At 70.6% G+C, this 16128-nt stretch carries 15 protein-coding genes and 1 pseudogene; 5 read left to right on the top strand and 11 right to left on the bottom strand.

Annotation, left to right across the window (positions count from 1 at the left end; genetic code table 11):
- The first annotated feature begins 4 nt into the window (after positions 1-4).
- The 3 genes from ACOZ38_RS43195 (at position 5) to ACOZ38_RS43185 (ending at position 4623) form a co-directional block, all read left to right on the top strand.
- Positions 5-1423 (top strand): dihydrolipoamide acetyltransferase family protein, encoded by a 1419-nt coding sequence (locus tag ACOZ38_RS43195; protein ID WP_424536616.1) that lies wholly within the window; start codon positions 5-7, stop codon positions 1421-1423.
- Positions 1424-1673: 250 nt separating this feature from the next.
- On the top strand, positions 1674-2201 hold the full coding sequence (locus ACOZ38_RS43190) for a hypothetical protein (protein ID WP_424536615.1): 528 nt from the start codon (positions 1674-1676) through the stop codon (positions 2199-2201).
- Between the two features lie 13 nt (positions 2202-2214).
- Positions 2215-4623: an ATP-binding cassette domain-containing protein gene (locus ACOZ38_RS43185; protein ID WP_424536614.1), complete on the top strand. Its 2409-nt coding sequence runs from the start codon at positions 2215-2217 to the stop codon at positions 4621-4623.
- A 14-nt stretch (positions 4624-4637) separates the two neighbouring features.
- Here ACOZ38_RS43185 and ACOZ38_RS43180 read toward each other — a convergent pair whose 3' ends face one another.
- The gene (locus ACOZ38_RS43180) at positions 4638-5441 is read right to left on the bottom strand and encodes a lysostaphin resistance A-like protein (protein WP_424536613.1); all 804 of its coding nucleotides are present in this window, start codon (positions 5439-5441) and stop codon (positions 4638-4640) included.
- Between the two features lie 176 nt (positions 5442-5617).
- On the opposite strand from ACOZ38_RS43180, the gene ACOZ38_RS43175 reads away from it, so the two are divergent.
- Positions 5618-5923, top strand: coding sequence for a Dabb family protein (locus tag ACOZ38_RS43175; protein WP_424536612.1), 306 nt, complete (start codon positions 5618-5620; stop codon positions 5921-5923).
- A 239-nt stretch (positions 5924-6162) separates the two neighbouring features.
- Complete coding sequence (locus ACOZ38_RS43170; RefSeq protein ID WP_424536611.1) at positions 6163-7125, top strand: LysR family transcriptional regulator; 963 nt, start codon at positions 6163-6165, stop codon at positions 7123-7125.
- Here ACOZ38_RS43170 and ACOZ38_RS43165 read toward each other — a convergent pair.
- The 10 genes and pseudogenes from ACOZ38_RS43165 to ACOZ38_RS43120 all read right to left on the bottom strand — a co-directional run bounded on the left by ACOZ38_RS43165 (position 7112) and on the right by ACOZ38_RS43120 (position 16123).
- Complete coding sequence (locus ACOZ38_RS43165) at positions 7112-7960, bottom strand: alpha/beta fold hydrolase (protein ID WP_424536610.1); 849 nt, start codon at positions 7958-7960, stop codon at positions 7112-7114. The two genes, ACOZ38_RS43170 and ACOZ38_RS43165, sit on opposite strands and share 14 nt — an antisense overlap.
- Positions 7961-8081: 121 nt before the next feature.
- Positions 8082-8870 carry an ATP-binding cassette domain-containing protein gene (locus ACOZ38_RS43160; protein ID WP_424536609.1) on the bottom strand — a complete coding sequence of 263 codons (789 nt, stop codon included), beginning with the start codon at positions 8868-8870 and terminating at the stop codon, positions 8082-8084.
- Positions 8867-9901, bottom strand: a complete 1035-nt coding sequence (locus tag ACOZ38_RS43155; RefSeq protein ID WP_424536608.1) for an ABC transporter ATP-binding protein — start codon at positions 9899-9901, stop codon at positions 8867-8869. The genes ACOZ38_RS43160 and ACOZ38_RS43155 overlap by 4 nt, the downstream gene beginning before the upstream one ends.
- Complete coding sequence (locus tag ACOZ38_RS43150) at positions 9894-10880, bottom strand: ABC transporter permease (RefSeq protein WP_424536607.1); 987 nt, start codon at positions 10878-10880, stop codon at positions 9894-9896. The genes ACOZ38_RS43155 and ACOZ38_RS43150 overlap by 8 nt, the downstream gene beginning before the upstream one ends.
- On the bottom strand, positions 10877-11806 hold the full coding sequence (locus ACOZ38_RS43145) for an ABC transporter permease (RefSeq protein WP_424536606.1): 930 nt from the start codon (positions 11804-11806) through the stop codon (positions 10877-10879). Before ACOZ38_RS43145 ends, ACOZ38_RS43150 begins: the two co-directional genes overlap by 4 nt.
- Positions 11793-13496 (bottom strand): ABC transporter substrate-binding protein, encoded by a 1704-nt coding sequence (locus tag ACOZ38_RS43140; RefSeq protein WP_424536605.1) that lies wholly within the window; start codon positions 13494-13496, stop codon positions 11793-11795. The genes ACOZ38_RS43145 and ACOZ38_RS43140 overlap by 14 nt, the downstream gene beginning before the upstream one ends.
- A gap of 263 nt (positions 13497-13759) precedes the next feature.
- Positions 13760-13870 (bottom strand): annotated as a pseudogene (locus tag ACOZ38_RS43135) (DUF664 domain-containing protein); the annotation flags it as partial.
- A 304-nt stretch (positions 13871-14174) separates the two neighbouring features.
- Positions 14175-14396, bottom strand: coding sequence for a hypothetical protein (locus ACOZ38_RS43130; protein WP_405142340.1), 222 nt, complete (start codon positions 14394-14396; stop codon positions 14175-14177).
- Positions 14397-14477: 81 nt separating this feature from the next.
- Positions 14478-15308, bottom strand: a complete 831-nt coding sequence (locus ACOZ38_RS43125) for an ABC transporter permease (protein ID WP_424536604.1) — start codon at positions 15306-15308, stop codon at positions 14478-14480.
- On the bottom strand, positions 15308-16123 hold the full coding sequence (locus tag ACOZ38_RS43120) for an ATP-binding cassette domain-containing protein (RefSeq protein WP_424536603.1): 816 nt from the start codon (positions 16121-16123) through the stop codon (positions 15308-15310). The genes ACOZ38_RS43125 and ACOZ38_RS43120 overlap by 1 nt, the downstream gene beginning before the upstream one ends.
- Positions 16124-16128: the final 5 nt, after the last annotated feature.

The following is a 16128-nucleotide window of genomic DNA, read 5'->3' as shown; positions in this document are numbered from 1 at the left end:
GGCTGTGCTTCGAGAGTTCAAGCTCCCCGACGTCGGTGAAGGGCTGACCGAGGCCGAGATCATCAAGTGGCACGTCTCGGCCGGCGACAAAGTGGTGATCAACCAGACGATCGTCGAGATCGAGACCGCGAAGGCCGTCGTCGAGCTGCCCTGCCCGTTCGAGGGCGTGGTCAGCTCGCTCATGGCAGACGAGGGCGAGACCGTCGACGTCGGCAAGCCGATCATCTCCGTGGACACGGGCGAGGACGACGCCTCGGCGGCCAGGGGAAGGGGAGCGCCCGCGACCAGGGAGACGGCGCTCGCCGACGACATGGTCCCCTCGCCTCCCCCCGAGAGCGCCGAGGGCGCCGGGACCAAGAAGCCCGAGCGCACGCCGGTGCTGGTGGGGTACGGCGTCAAGCTGAGCGCCACGACCCGCCGTCCCCGCAAGAGCCCGGCCGCCGCGTCGGCACCCTCCGGTACGGCCCCGGCGGTAGTGCCCTCCCCACCCCCACCCCCTGCCGCTCCCGCTCCGGCGCCCGCGCCGGCCGGCCGGGTGTCGGTGCTGGCCAAGCCGCCGGTGCGCAAGCTGGCGAAGGACCTCGGCGTCGACCTCACCGGTCTCACCGGGACCGGGCCGAACGGATCCATCACCCGTGAGGACGTACACGCCGCCGCCGCACCGGCGACCGGCGCGCCCGAGCCCGTGGTGGCCCCTACGCCGGGGTACGCCGCGATCGCGGGGGCCGAGCGGGAGGAGCGCATCCCGGTCAAGGGGGTGCGCAAGGCCACGGCGGCGGCCATGGTCGCCTCCGCCTTCACCGCGCCGCACGTCACCGAGTTCCTCCAGGTGGACGTGACCGCGACGATGGACGCGGTGCGGCGGCTCCGTGAGCTGCCCGACTTCGCCGAGGTCAAGGTGTCGCCGCTGCTGCTGGTGGCCAAGGCGCTGCTCACGGCCGCCAGGCGGTACCCGCTGATCAACTCCACCTGGGCCGGCGACGAGATCGTGGTCAAGCGTTACGTGAACCTCGGCATCGCCGCGGCCACGCAGCGCGGTCTCATCGTGCCGAACGTCAAGGAGGCGCAGGCGCTGTCGCTGCCCGACCTGGCCAAGGCGCTGGCCGAGCTCACCGAGAGGGCGCGGTCCGGGCGTTCCCAGCCCGCCGACCTGACCGGCGGCACGATCACGATCACCAACGTGGGGGTCTTCGGGATCGACGCGGGCACGCCGATCCTCAACCCCGGTGAGACGGCGATCCTCGCGTTCGGCCAGGTCCGTGACCTGCCGTGGGTCGTGGACGGCCAGGTCGTGCCGCGCAAGGTGACCACGCTGGCGCTGTCGTTCGACCACAGGGTCGTGGACGGCGAGATCGGCTCGTACGTGCTGCGCGACGTGGGCGCCATGCTCCAGGACCCGCTGCGCATGCTCGCCTGGAGCTGACAAGGCGCGATACCCCCGATTCCCGGCAGTACACGAAGGGCCGGAGAGGGCTTCCTCTCCGGCCCTTCTGTCGTGTTCGTGGCGCTCACACTGAGCGGCAAGTGCGATCCAAGTCGCCGCCCCTAGCTTCGTCTCGGAGGAATCCTCACCACGCGACGCGCGCGTTCAGGCGCGGCACGCGATGCCGTGGCGGATCCGCGAAGCGAGGCGATTGGAACATGACTCTCATACTGAGCGACCGGGACCGGTTGTGAGCCGCCCGATCTACCGCGAGGAGGCGCTGCGCAGGTACAGCGACCCCTCGACGCGGATCAGCAAACCCCTGGTCATCCACAGAGCGTGGTTCGTGATGTTCTGGGCGCTGGTCGCCCTCCTCTTCGCCGCGGGGGCGGGCCTGGCACTCATCCGGGTGCCCGACCTGGTGACCGTCCAGGTGACGGTCACGCGATACAGGGCCGAGCCCGCGCCGCACCTCGACGTGACGGCTCAGGTGCCGCGGGACAAGCACGCACCCCGGGTGCGTCAGGAGACGACCGTACGGCTGGCGGGCCAGGCGCGGCCACTGACCTGCCACGTCGTGGACCCGGGCGGTCCAGTGATCGGCGTGGACGAGCTCAAGAGGCGTTTCGGCACCGCGACGGGGCCCGCCCGCCTCGCCGTCCTGTCCTGCGAGGTCGCCGGCGACGACTCCCGCGGGCTCGCGGGCCGGGCAGGCGAGGCCGTGATCGAGACCGGAACCATCACGGCCGGAACCCTCCTTTTCGGAGCCGGCGCGTGAACGGGGTCGCGTCATGAGAAGGCGCGTGCCGGTCGTCCTGCAGAACTCGGTCACCGAATGCGGGGCGGCGTCACTGGCCATGGTGCTCTCCTACCACGGGCACCGCGTCTCGCTCCACGAGATCACCGACCGGCTCCAGGTCGGCAGGGATGGGCTCACCGCGCTGGCCATCGTCGCGGGCGCCCGCGAGTCGGGGCTCAACGCCAAGGCGTTCTCCCTCGAACCCGAAGACCTCGCCCGGATCCCCATGCCCGCCGTGGTCCACTGGGAGTTCAACCACTTCGTGGTGGTCGAGCGCTGGACGCCCGAGCGGGTGGACATCGTCGACCCCGGACCCGGGCGGCGCAGGCTCACGGCCGAGGAGTTCAACGAGGGCTTCACCGGTGTGCTGCTGGCGTTCAAGCCCGGCCCGATGTTCCACCGGGGGACCTCCAGCGCGGCGAGCGCCTGGCGACGCCAGTTCCTCAGGACACTCGTCATGCGCAGGCGCGGCCTGCTGGCGCAGGTCGTGCTGGCCTCGATCCTCCTGCAGGTGCTCGGGCTGGCGCTGCCGCTGTTCTCGCAGGTGCTGGTGGACCAGGTGCTGCCCATGGGAGCCGGCACGTTCCTCGCCCTGCTCGGCGGCGGGCTGCTGCTGGCCACGCTCACACAGTTCGTGGTCGGGGCCCTGCGGTCGGTGTTGCTGGTGTCGGTGCGGGCGAGCGCCGACGCCGAGCTGACCCGGGGTGTGGTCTCCCACCTGGTGGCCCTGCCCTACCGTTACTTCGCGCTGCGCGGTACGGGAGACCTGGTCACCAGGGCGAGCAGCGTCGCCGTGCTCAGGGACATGCTCACCGGCCAGATCCTGTCCGCCCTCCTCGACGGTCCGCTCGCCATCGGCTACCTGGCCCTGGTCTTCGTACGAGATCCCCTGTTCGGCGCCTGCCTGGCCGGTGTCGCCCTCCTGCAGATCGCCCTGCTGCTGGCGACCACCCGCCGGGTCAACTACCTGGCCCAGCAGGAGCTGACCGCGTTCTCGGCGACGCAGAGCCACCTGATCCAGGCCATCGGCGGCATCGAGACCCTGAAGGCGTCCGGGGCCGAGGAGCACGCGGTCGAGCAGTGGTCCAGGAACTTCACCGCCCAGCTCAACGCGGACGTACGGGGCGGGATCACCCAGGGCCTGCTGGAGGCGGCCCTCGGCGCCATCCGCGTCCTCGCGCCGCTCGGCCTCCTGTGGATCGGAGCCTGGCGGGTGCTCGACGGGGAGCTCACCCTCGGGGCGCTGCTCGCGCTGAACGCCATCGCCGTCGCCGCGCTCACCCCGCTGTCGTCGCTGATGTCCAGCCTGCAGAGCCTCCAGCAGGCCGGCGCCCACTTCGACCGGCTCTCCGACATCCTCGCCTCCGAGCCCGAGCCGGCCGAAGGCATCGAGGTCCTGCGCCTTCGCGGCGCGGTGGAGCTGCGGAACGTCGGCTTCCGGTACGACCCGAGGGCACCCTGGACCCTCCAGGACATCTCGCTGAAGATCGCACCCGGTCAGAAGGTGGCGCTGGTCGGCTCTTCGGGGTCGGGCAAGAGCACGCTGGCCCGGCTGCTGCTCGCCCTGCACACCCCCACGACCGGCGAGATCCGGTACGACGGGGTGCCGGTGAACGAGCTGAACCTCCGCACCCTGCGGCGGCAGTTCGGGGTGGTCACCCAGGACCCGTCGCTCTTCACCGGCACCATCAGGGAGAACATCGCCCTCAACGACCCGGTGGCGTCGTTCGACCGGATCAACGAGGTGGCACGGATCGCCCGTCTCGACGACGAGATCAGGCAGATGCCGATGGGGTACGAGACCATGCTCACCGAGGGCGCCGGACTCTCGGGCGGGCAGAAGCAGCGGCTGGCGCTCGCCCGCGCGCTGCTCTCCCGGCCGAAGATCCTCCTGCTGGACGAGGCCACGAGCAACCTCGACAGCGAGAGCGAGGCGGCGATCGAGGGTCACCTTGCCCAGCTCACCCAGACCCGCATCGTCATCGCCCACCGGCTGAGCACGATCCGGGACGCGGACCTGATCCTGGTGGTCGACGGAGGCCACATCGTCGAGCGCGGCACCCATGAGGAGCTCCTCGCCCTCGGAGGCCGCTACGCCGCCCTGGTAGCGGCCCAGACCAGCACGGCCCCGCAAGCCCCCGCCGCCGTCCCCCAGGCCGTGAGCGCCCCCCAGGCCGTGAGCGCCCTCCAAGCCGTGAGCGCCCCCCGGGCCGGTGGGACGCCACCGCCGGAGGACCTCCACCGGACCGTCCCCCTGGCGAGGCACCGCGCCCCCATTGACCCCGACAGAACCCAGCCCCTGGCCCACCGCCCCACCGGCCCGGCCGACGCCGACACCACCGTGACGGCGTACCTCACCGTGAACCGGCGCAGGCGAGACGATGAACACCCCGGACGCTGACACACGTGCCTGTGTCAGAGGAGAACGGTCACCGCGAGGATGCCGATGGTCGCGTCCGCGCACACGTGAACGACGTACGGGACCAGGATCCCCCTGCTACGCACGCGCAGGACGCCGAGCATGAGCCCCCAGACGGCCGACATGATCATGCCGGTCCAGCCTGAGGGGAAGCCGTTCATGTGCGCGAAGCCGAACACGAGCGCCTGGATCACCACGGCTGGGCGCGTTCCCGCGACGGTTCGGAGCTCCGTCAGCAGGATCCCCCGGAAGAGCGCTTCTTCCCAGACGGAGTTCACCATCGCGAACCCGACCACGCCCAACGCGGCGACCCACACAGGTAGCTCCTGCAGTTGCCGCAGGTAGGGGGAGGGCGACGGCTTGACGGCCAGCGCCCAGAGCGTCAACGCGACCCCGCCGCCCCCGATGGTCACGGCCGCCAGCCACGGAATGTCGCGGGTCAGCCGGCCGGCCCGCAACCAGGGCGCCGCCGGGCTGAGGGACGGCGCGCGGCCACATACCAGCAGGATGGCGGTCGGGACCACGCACACCAGCACCGTGGTGACGGCGGGAGACCACCCGAGCCGGGTGCCCAGCGTGAAGACGAGGAAGACCGCGTCCATGAACAGGGCGGTCCGGATCACCGGCGGAGACCACAGCGAGAACGCCGACACGGTGACAAGGGCGAGTACTGCGGCGACGACGAAGGGTGCCCCGGCACCGGGAACCGGAAGGCAGACCAGAAGGGCCGCCACCACGATCAGAACGGCGGTGGGCCATGACCGGGTGCGAACGATGCCGATGTCCAAGTCGTCGACCACACGATCAAGCTACCCCGCACTACTCCGTGACGCTCAGCGGTCGTTGTGGCCGTGCGGTGATGATCCGTGTTGTCCCTTCAGGGTGCTCCGGCGCGGTGGTGCTTCGAGGGTCCCTGATCCGGTGTCGATGGGGTGGGGGCCGTACGCTGGCGGCTCGGGCGAGTTAAGGAGAGATCATGTTCCGGCACGTTGTGCTGTTCACCTGGGTCGCGGGTGCCACGGAGGAGCAGAAGGCCACCGTGGAGGCCGGGCTCAGGGAGCTGCCGGGGGTGATCCCCGAGATCCGCCGCTACGACATCGGCGCCGACGCGGGCATCAATCCCGGCAACTACGAGTTCGCGGTCGTGGCCGATTTCGACTCGGTGGAGGACTACCTCGTCTACCGCGACCACCCGGTGCACCGTGCCCTGATCGCCGACGCCATCAGGCCGATCCTCGCCAACCGGGCCGCCGTGCAGTACGAGGTCCAGGGGCGCCCGTAGTCTTGGCCGAAAATCCAAGCGTGCTCAGGTGATCCGGCTTCACGATCAAGGTCGTGTCACGGTCGCGGGACAGCGTCGGACTCGCACCGACTTCCCCGGAGAACACTCGCGGGCGGCAGGACACCCCAGGCCGGAGCGCCCCGCGTCCGGAAGCGCCCGCTAGCATCGGGGTCCTCCTGTCCCGCCCCGCGGATGCCCGCACCGCGACGGACGCCCTGCCGACTCGCGACGGAGCCCGCGTGCCCACGATCGACCCCCGACGTCTCCTCGTCCTCCGTGCCTTCGTGCTGTCCGACTCGGTCACCGCGACCGCGGCGGCGCTGCACCTGACGCCGTCCGCGGTGTCGCAGCAGCTCGCGGCGCTCGAGCGCGAGGTCGGCCACGCGCTCGTCGTACGCACGGGGCGCAAGCTGGCGCTCACGCCGGCCGGGCGCATCCTCGCCGGGCACGCCGAGGAGATCAGCTCCCGGCTGAAGATCGCCGAGGCCGACCTGGCCGCGCACGCGGGCGGTGTCCTCGGGCAGCTCCGGATCGGCGCCTTCCCCACGGCGATCAGCTGGTTGGTGGCACCCGCCATCGTCGAGATGCGCCGCCAGGCGCCGGGCGTCGACGTCACGGTCGTCGACGCGGAGGCGCACATGAGCCACCGGATGCTGATGCGCGGCGATATCGACGTGACCGTCAGCCTGGAGTACGAGTCCGACCCCGAGCGCGACTCCCCCGACATCGTGAAGTTCCCGCTCTACATCGAGCGGTTCAAGGCCGTCCTCCCCCACGCGCACCCGCTGGCCGGCGAGGAGGGCATCGGGCTCACCCAGCTCACCGAGGAGGGCTGGATCATGCCCTCGCCCGGCAACCCGTGCCGCACGATGGTGCTGCAGGCGTGCGCCGAGCTCGGCTTCCACCCGCCGATCGCCCACGTCTCGGACGACTACCGCGCCGCGCTGGCGCTGGTCGCCGCCGAGGCGGGGATCTGCCTGGTGCCGGAGTCCGCGCTCTCCGCCCGCGACGCCGACTGGGTGACGATCCTGCCGACGCGCGGCATCGCGCCGCTGCGCAAGGTGATCATGACGACGCGGCGCGACAACCAGGGCCACCCCGTCGTACGCGCGGGGCTGGAGGCGATGCGGGCCGCTGTCGCCGAGCCGGACTCGGAGATCTACGGCCCGCTCGCGCGGTCCGACACCTTCAGCGTCGAGTGACGGCTCCGGCCGACGGCGCGTTCTCGCGGAGGAAGGCGTCGACGTGCCGGTGGTACTCGTCCGGCTTGTCGCGGCGCACGCAGTGGTGGGCGCCCTCGATCACGACGACGTCGAAGCCGGGCGCGACGGCCGTGAGGCGCTCACGGGAGTGCTTGTCGACGATGACGTCGCCGGTGCCGGTGATGAGCAGCGCCGGTACGCCGGCCGGGCCGACCGTGATCTGCCGCGCGGTCGGCGTCCAGATCCGGCGCTTCTCGTGGACCCGCTGCTCCATGTAGTCGATGTCGACGGCCTTCATCGCCTCGGCGAGCGGGCGCAGCTCCTGCTCCGCCCAGTGGGGCTTGAGCTCGCGCTGCATGTCCATGAGCTCCTCGACCGACGCCGTGCCGGCGTAGTCGAAGGGGTCCTTGACGGTCTGCTCGACGCTGAGCCACGGGTTGGGACCGGCCTCCGGCACCCACCACGGCGGGTCCTCGAGCACGACGCCGGCCACGAGGTGCGGGGCGTCGGCGGCGACGAAGGCGGCGATCCGCGCGCCCATGGAGTGCCCGACGACGAGCGTCTTGCGCCCGGTCTCGTCGAGCATGTCCTTGAGGATGTCGGTCGCGTCCTGCACCATCACGTCGGTGGTCGGAACGCCCGCGTGCTCGGGCAGGCGGCTGGGCGACTTCCCGTGGCCCCGGGCGTCCGGCGCCACGATGTGGTAGTCGCCGCACCAGCGGTCGACGGCGTCGCCGTAGCACGCGCCGGACTCCACGGCGCCGTGCAGGATGAGGATGGCGGGCGCATCTGCTGCGTCCCGCCCGTACTCTCGGACGAACAGGTCGGTTCCCACGTGTCCTCATTCAGTACTCTGTCGTGCCGGCCTCCGGCCGGCTCACGACGGGGTGGTCGTTCGGTGCGTCATGGTCATGATCGTGGCACGCCTGGTCGGCGTCGCGCAACGCTCCCGCAGGTCAGGCGGGCAGCCCCGCCTCCGGTGTCGCCTCGACCAGCGCGCGCGTGCAGGGGTGCCGCGGGGAGCGGAAGATCTCGTCGGACGGGCCGGTCTCGACGATGCGGCCGCGCTGCATGACGGCGACGCGGTCGCTGTAGAGCCGGATCACCGCCAGGTCGTGGCTGACGTGGAGGAACGAGATCCCCTGGTCGCGCTGCAGGTCGGCCAGCAGGTTGAGGATCTGGGCACGCACCGACACGTCGAGCGCCGAGGTCGGCTCGTCCGCGATGATCAGGTCCGGCTTGAGGGCGAGCGCGCGCGCCACGGCGACGCGCTGGAGCTGCCCGCCGGACGCCTCGTGCGGATAGCGCCCCAGGTAGTCGGCGCCGAGGCCGACCGACTCCAGCAGCGCGACCAGCTCGGCGGTCGACGCCGTCTCGCCGTGCGCACGGAAGACGTTCTCCAGCGTCTGCCGCACGGTCTGCAGCGGGTTCAGCGACGCCAACGGGTCCTGGAAGACCATGGCGACGTTGCGCCGTAGCCGCCGTAGTCCTCGCCGACTGAGGCAGGCGACGTCCTGCCCGTCCGTACGGACGGTGCCGGACGTCGGCACCACCAGGCCGTTGGCCATCCGCGCCAGCGTGGACTTGCCCGAGCCGGACTCACCGACCAGGCCGAGCGCCTCGCCCCGCTCGACGTGGAGCGAGACGCCGTCGACGGCGAGGAAGCCCTTGCGCCCGCGGCCGAAGCCGCCGGCGGTGCGGTAGCGCTTGCTGACGTCGGTCATCTCCAGGATCGGCTCGCTCACCGGGCGACCTCCTGCAGTGTGGGGAGACGATCGAGGTGGCAGGCCGCAAGGTGCGGGCCGCCGCCCTCGCTGGTCGGGCGGACGGTGGGCAGCGGTGTCTCGACGACACAGCGCTCGCCGACCTGGTCCGCGAGGCCGCAGCGCGGCGCGAAGGCGCAACCCGGTCCGGCGTCGCGCAGCGACGTGGGCGCGCCGGGGATGGCGCGGAGCCGGGTCCGCTCCCCTCCAGTGTCGAGTCGGGCGTCCAGCCGCGGCGTGGCCGCGCGGAGACCGGCGGTGTACGGGTGGGCGGGCTGATCGAAAATGTCGCGGAGGCTGCCGTACTCGGCCTGGCGGCCGGCATACAGCACGAGGACATCGTCCGCCGCGCTCCCCACCACCCCGAAGTCGTGGCTGATCAGGAGCATCGCCATGCCGTACTCCTGCTGGAGCTCGCGGAGCAGGGCCAGGATCTGCGCCTGCACCGTCACGTCGAGCGCGGTGGTCGGCTCGTCGGCGATGAGGAGCGCCGGCCGGTTCACCAGGGCCATCGCGATCACCGCGCGTTGCCGCATGCCGCCGGAGAACTCGTGCGGGAAGCGGCGTACGGCGTCCGCGGGCTCGGGGATGCCGACCCGGTCGAGCATCTCGACCGCACGGGCCCGCGCGGCGCGGCGGGTGACCGACGGGTCGTGCAGGCGGACCGCCTGGGCGATGTGCGCGCCGATGTCGAGGTACGGGCTGAGCGCGGACATCGAGTCCTGGAACACCATGGCCACGTCGGAGCCGCGGGCCCGGCGCAGCTCGCGCTCGTCGGCGGAGAGCATCTCCCGGCCGGCGACGACGATCCGGCCCCGGGCGCTCGCCCCGCGCGGCAGCAGCCGCATGATCGCCCGGCCGGTGATCGTCTTGCCCGACCCCGACTCGCCGACCACGGCGAGCGTGCGGCCGCCGTCCAGCCTCATGGAGAGGTCCCGGACGACATCGGCGGTGACGCCGCCGCTGGTGAACGAGATGCACAGGTCCTCGACCTGGAGTACGGGGTCAGGCACGGCGGATCCTCGGATCGAGAAGCGGCATCAGCAGGTCGGCGATCAGGTTGCCGACGATGATGAGGAAGGCGGAGAAGAGCGTCACCCCGACGACGATGCTCAGGTCGGACTCGTTCACGCCGGACAGCAGCAGGTCGCCGAGCCCGTGCAGGCTGAACACCTTCTCCGCGATCACCGACCCGCCCAGGAGCGCGGTGACGTCGAGCGCGAACATCGCCACGACCGGCACCATCACGCCGCGGACGGCGTGCCGGTTCACCTGCCGGGTCGACGCGCCGCGCGCGGTCATCGCGACGAGGTGGTCGGCCGAGAGCTCGTTGAGGAGCTGGGTGCGGGTGACCCGGATGTAGCCGGCGGCGAGAATGAACGACAGCACCATCCACGGGCCGATCAGGTGCCAGGCCCAGTCCGCCGGTGACTCCGAGAACGACACGAAGCCGGAGTACGGCAGCGCGTTGAGCATGAAGCCGAAGACCTGGACGACGAGCAGGCCGACGAGGAAGGTCGGCACCGACAGCCCGAACATCGCGAAGCCGGTCGAGAACCGGTCGACGATCCCGCCCTTGCGTATCGCCGACAACGCGCCGAGGCCGATGCCCACGACGAGGCACAGGACGGCCCCGCCGAACGCGAGCGACAACGTGACGGGCAGCCGCTCGGCGATGAGCGTCGTGACGTCGCTGCGGTTCGGGAACGAGTAGCCGAAGCAGGGTGCGTGGCAGTGCACCTGCTGGGCGCCCTGGCCGTACGTACGGCCGACGAAGAGGCCCTTCACGAACTCGGTGAACTGCCACACCGCGCTCTGGTCGGTCTGCATGTAGGCGCTGACCTTGGCCCGGGTCTCGGGCGGGCACGGCTTGCCGCACATGGCGCGGGCCGGGTCCTTCGAGGCCCCGAAGAAGAGGGCTATCGTCACGAAGGCGATCGAAAGGAGCATGAACACCGCGGTGACCATGCGGCGGGCGATGTAGACGATCATGCGGCATCCTCCGTGCGCACGTCGAGGACGTCGCGGAGCGCGTCACCGGCGAGCGTGGCGCCGAAAACGATCAGGAACACCACGGCGCCCGGGAAGAGCATGTACCAGACGTCCGCACCGCTGTAGATCCACGACAGCGAGTCCGAGAGCAGCTTGCCGAGGTCGGGGACGTCGCCACGCAGGCCGACGCCGAGGAACGACAGTCCCGCGACGACGCTGACGTTGCCGGGCAGTGACATCGCGAACAGGACGACGACCAGGCCGAAGAGGTGCGGCAGCATCTCGCGGCGGATGATCTGCCAGGGCGGAGCCCCGGTCGCGCGCGCCGCCTCGACGAAGGCGCGGGCGTTGATGGCGCCGGCCTGGGCGCCGATGATCCGGGCCGGGACGGTCCAGCCGAAGAAGGCCAGTACCAGCACGAGGACCAGGCCCCGCGGCATCTCCGGCGGCACGATCGCCATGATCGCGATGACGAACATCAGGCCCGGGAAGCCGAACATGAAGTCGATCACCCGCCCCGCGACGGCGTTGAGCCAGCCGCCGAAGTACCCGATCGCCGTACCGAGGACGGCGGCGAAGGCGATCGACAGGATGCTCGCCCCGAACGCGATGAACAGCGACGAGCGGATGCCGTAGACGATCTGGGCGAACAGGTCGACGCCCGTCACCGGGACGACGCCGAACCAGTGGTCGGCGCTGACGCCACCAAAGGCGCCCAGCGGACGGCCGCCGTCCGGGTCGAGCAGGTCGGTGTGCAAGGTGCTCGGGTCCTGTCCCTCGATCCACACGAGCAGCGGGGCGCAGAGCCCCGCGACGAGCGGCACGATCAGCATGACCAGGCCGGCGACGCCGGACCGCTTCCGGAGGAAGCGGCCGAGGACCGGCGTGCCCCGGCCCTCCGCCTGCTGGATCTCAGCGATCGACACCGACGACCAGCTCGTTCGCGAACGGCGGGTAGGCGGGGATGAAGTAGTTCTGGATCTTCGAACCGGCCAGGGCCTGCGTGCGCTGCACGAGGATCGGCACGACCGGGGCGTCCTCCATGATCTGCTTGTCGATCGCCGCCCACATCTGGGCGGCCTTGGCGAGGTCCGGCTCCGCGCTCGCGGCGTCGATCGCGGCGTCCACCTCGGGGCTGGAGAACTTCGAGGCGTTGCCGCCGCCGTTGCCGATCTCGCTCGACGCGAACAGCGGCTGGATGGTGCTCATGCCGCTCGGGAAGTCCGCTCCCCAGCCGTTCGTCGTCATGTCGTAGTCGCCGTCGGCGGACGAGACGAGCTCGTACCAGGTGTCGCCGTCGAGGCCCTTGAGCTCGACCTTGACGCCGACCCGCGCCAGCGAGTTCTTGATGCTCTGGGCTTCCTTCTCCTCGATCGCACTCACGTCGGTCGGGTAGGTCAGCGTGAGCTTCAGGTCGGAGACGCCGGCGTCGGCGAGCAACGCCTTCGCCTTGTCGGCGTTGCCGGTGTCACCGCCGTCGTACAGGTTGTACTTGGTGTAGCCGGGGATGCCGGGCGTCATGATGGTCGAGGTGATCTGGGCGCCGAACTTCGGGCCGCCGTACACGCTCTGCAGTTCGGCCTTGTTGATCGCGTAGTTGATCGCCTGACGCACGCGGACGTCGGAGAGGCCCGGGCGCTTGACGTTCATGGCGAGGTAGCGGAAGTAGCCCGACGGGCTGTTGGCCACGCGGTCGGAGATCGACGGGTCGGACTCGATCCGCTGGAACTGCGACGGCGAGATGAGCGCGTTGCTGATCGCGGTCTTGTCCTCGCCCTTGTCGTCGATGAGGCGCTGCACGATCGTGTCGTTGTTCAGGCCCATGTCGAGGACGATCTTGTCAGGGCCGGCGAACCGGGCCTGGTCGGTGTCGGCCTTCCAGTTCGGGTTGCGATCCAGCACCGCCTGCGAGCCCTTGCGGAAGCTCGTCACCTGGTACGGGCCGCTGGCGACCGGGTGCTCGCCGTACGTCTCCGGCTTGGTGTCGGCCGCGGCCGGCACCGGCGCGAAGGCCGGCATGCTGACGATCCACGGCCAGTTGCCGAACGGACGCGTCAGGTGGAAGACGATCTTGTGGTCGTCGACGACCTCGATGGAGTCGAGCTCCTTGCCGTCGTACGGGCCGTCGTAGTCGGTGCCGCCGACCAGCAGCGTCTTGTGGTAGCCGAGGCCACCCTGGAACATCGGCGCGAACGACCGCTCGATGCCGTACTTCACGTCCTGCGCGGTGATCGGGCTGCCGTCGGAGAACTTCAGGCCCTGCTGCAGCGTGAAGGTCCACGTCTTGCCGCCGTCGTCCGTCGTACCGGTGTCGGTGGCGAGGTCCGGCACGAGGATCGTGTCCTTGTCCGGGAGCGTCCGCCACGACGTCAGCCCGCGGTGCACCCACCGCAGCCGGCTGGTCGGCACCATCTGCGCGTTGGCGGTCTCGAAGGACTCGTTCGCGCGCCGCGAGAGGTAGTGCAGGGTCCCGCCCTGGGGCACGGACTCGAGCGCCGTCGTGTTCTTGTCCTTCGTCGGCTCGGTGGATTGCGAGTTCGCGTTGCAGCCCGCCGTCACGAGGGCCAGGACGAGCGCGAGCCCTGCGGGCACCACTCTCCGGGATCGGTTCGCCATAGATCGCGCTTCCTGTGAGGCGGTCCCGATCGGTCGGGTCCGCTGCTTGGATCTCAGGAAGGGAGTCTGTTGGCGGGCGAGAGCGCGCGTCCATCGAGGAGTTCTACAGGGGACCTTTCAGAAAATCTGAAAGATCGCCGAGATCTGCCCGCAGCGTCCACGATAGCCCGGCGGCGCCAACGTGCGCGCGGATCGGAGGAAGCGGCGCGACAACGGCCGGGTTGCCGTCATCATGTGTGCCTGTCCTAAAGAAGGTTTTGGGGTCAGCGTCCGCTTGTGCCGTCGATCAGTTCGCGGATGATGTCCGCGTGGCCCGCGTGGCGGCCGGTCTCCTCGATCATGTGGGTGAGTGCCCAGCGGATGCTGGGAGCGGGGTGAGGCAGCCGAGTTCGACACGTCCTTGCCGCACTGGCTGGGCAGCGCCGACGGCGGCGTTGTCGAGCTTCTTATCCTGTTCGACCCGCAAGGGATGCGTACGCACATACCCGCCGACCCACATCGGCCGTCTCACGGCGGGAGCCGGCGGTGAACTCAGCGAGAGATTTCAGTGTTCGCGCTCGGTAGTGAGCCTTGTTAAGACTGCGGGCACCCTGTCTGAGATCCAGAAAGAGGTCGTCCAGGGCGTGTCGCCGGCCGCCGTCGCGTACGAGCTTCGCGGGGCGGCCGATCGGGAGCGGCTCAGACGCTCGGAGGGTTCTCCCGGTGCTGGAGCTCGCCGTCGGAGGTCTGGCCGCGCCGGGACATGAGGAAGAAGCTCAGCAGCAGCCCCACGGCGCCGACGATCATGAAGATCACACCGATGACGTCGATGTGCACGCTACTGCCGAGAACGTCGGGCTCGATCGCGAACTTTAAGATCGCCCCGATGGTCAGGAAGAAGATGCTGACCCCGATCCCCATCTAGACCTCCGGGCTCGATGTTCAGGTAAAGAGCGTCTCGCGGCAGGGTAATACCCAGCCGCGAGCGCTCACACTACCGATTTATCGGGCCAGCGCGCGGTATCGGCGTACCGCCAGGGGCAGGAAGACGGCGATCAGCGCGATCGACCAGCCGAGCGCGACCGCGATGGAGTGCTGGAGCGGCCACGCGGCGTCCGGCCCGGGGGCGCCCGGGTTGCCGAAGAGCACCCGGCTCGCCGTGGTGAGGGCGCTGAGCGGGTTCCAGTCGGCGACCGTCCGCAGCCAGGAGGGCATGCCTTGCGTGGGGACGAACGTGTTGCCCACCATGGTGAGTGGGAAGATCACGGCGGTGCCCATCTGGTCCGCCGTCTCGGGAGTTCTGGCCAGCAGGGCGACGTACGCGCCGACCCACGTGAGCGCGAATCTCAGGAGGAACAGCAACCCGAAGGCGGCCAAGGCGCCGGGCCATCCGTTCTGGATACGCCAGCCGACGGCGTACCCGGCGGCGACCATGAGCGCGGTGCCGGGGATCGTCCCCAGGAGATCGCCGACCGCCCGCCCCAGCAGCACGGCCGAGCGCGACATCGGCAGGGACCTGAACCGGTCGATCACTCCCTTGGACATCTCGCTCGCCACGACGACCATGGTGGCCACGGCCCCGAACGCCGTGGTCATCGCGAAGATCCCGGGCATGAGGTACTCCCGGTAGTGGCCGCCCGGCATGTCGATGGCGCTGCCAAGGATGTACCCGAAGATCACGATGAACGTCATTGGGAACACGGTGACGCTGATCAGGTAGGCGGGCCGGTTCCGCAGGTGGGTGAGGTCGCGCCGGGCGATCGTCCAGCCGTCGGCCAGGATCCAGCGCACCTTGCCGAACGCGGTGGCGGGTGGAGGCGGAACGGTGATCATCAGGTCGTCCCGGACGCGAGCTCGCCGGTCAGCCGCAGGAAGACCTCGTCCAGGCCGGCACGGCGCAGCGCGATGTCGTCGAGGGCGATGCGCTCGTCGTCCAGGGCTCTGAGCGCGGCGGTCAGTGTGGCGGCGCCGCGCCCGGTCGCCGGAACGGACACCCGCAGTGCGGTGTGCTCGGTCCTCGGCTCGCCCCCGGTGAGGCGTCCCAGCAGGCGGGCCGCGTCGTCCAGCCGCGCCGGGTCGGTGACGACCACGTCGACCCACTCGCCGCCGACGGAGGTCTTCAGGTCCCTGGGCGTCCCCGAGGCGATGATCCGCCCGTGGTCCATCACGGCGATGTGATCGGCCAGGCGGTCGGCCTCCTCCAGGTACTGGGTGGTGAGCAGCACGGTGGTGCCCTCGGCCACGAGTTCGCCGATGAGGGACCACATCTCGCTCCTGCGCCTCGGATCAAGCCCGGTCGTGGGCTCGTCCAGGAACAGCACGGGCGGGGAGGCGAACACGCCGGCCGCGAGGTCGAGGCGGCGGCGCATGCCGCCGGAGTACGTCGAGACCAGTCGCTCGCCGGTGCCGGCGAGGGCGAAGCGGTCCAGCAGTTCCCGCGCCCGCCTGCGGACCACGTCGGCCGGCAGGTGGTAGAGCCGGCCGACCATTTCGAGGTTCTCGCGTCCGCTCAGCTCGTCGTCGATCGCGGTGGTCTGCCCGGCGAGCCCGATGCGGGCGCGTACCTCCGCGGGCTGCCGGACGACGTCGAACCCCGCGACCCATGCCGTACCCGCGTCGGGACGGAGCAGCGTGGTGAGGATCCGCACCGTCG

Source organism: Sphaerisporangium viridialbum (assembly GCF_049674955.1).
Lineage (GTDB): Bacteria > Actinomycetota > Actinomycetes > Streptosporangiales > Streptosporangiaceae > Sphaerisporangium > Sphaerisporangium viridialbum.
Note: the sequence above shows the minus strand (reverse complement) of the source record. Positions and strands in the feature narration are given on the sequence as shown.

Bases quoted from the DNA above. Each gene is read 5' to 3' on its own strand.
- ACOZ38_RS43185 (WP_424536614.1), top strand. From the start codon at position 2,215: ATGAGAAGGCGCGTGCCGGTCGTCCTGCAGAACTCGGTCACCGAATGC.
- ACOZ38_RS43175 (WP_424536612.1), top strand. From the start codon at position 5,618: ATGTTCCGGCACGTTGTGCTGTTCACCTGGGTCGCGGGTGCCACGGAG.
- ACOZ38_RS43150 (WP_424536607.1), bottom strand. From the start codon at position 10,880: ATGATCGTCTACATCGCCCGCCGCATGGTCACCGCGGTGTTCATGCTC.
- ACOZ38_RS43140 (WP_424536605.1), bottom strand. From the start codon at position 13,496: ATGGCGAACCGATCCCGGAGAGTGGTGCCCGCAGGGCTCGCGCTCGTC.
- ACOZ38_RS43130 (WP_405142340.1), bottom strand. From the start codon at position 14,396: ATGGGGATCGGGGTCAGCATCTTCTTCCTGACCATCGGGGCGATCTTA.
- ACOZ38_RS43125 (WP_424536604.1), bottom strand. From the start codon at position 15,308: ATGATCACCGTTCCGCCTCCACCCGCCACCGCGTTCGGCAAGGTGCGC.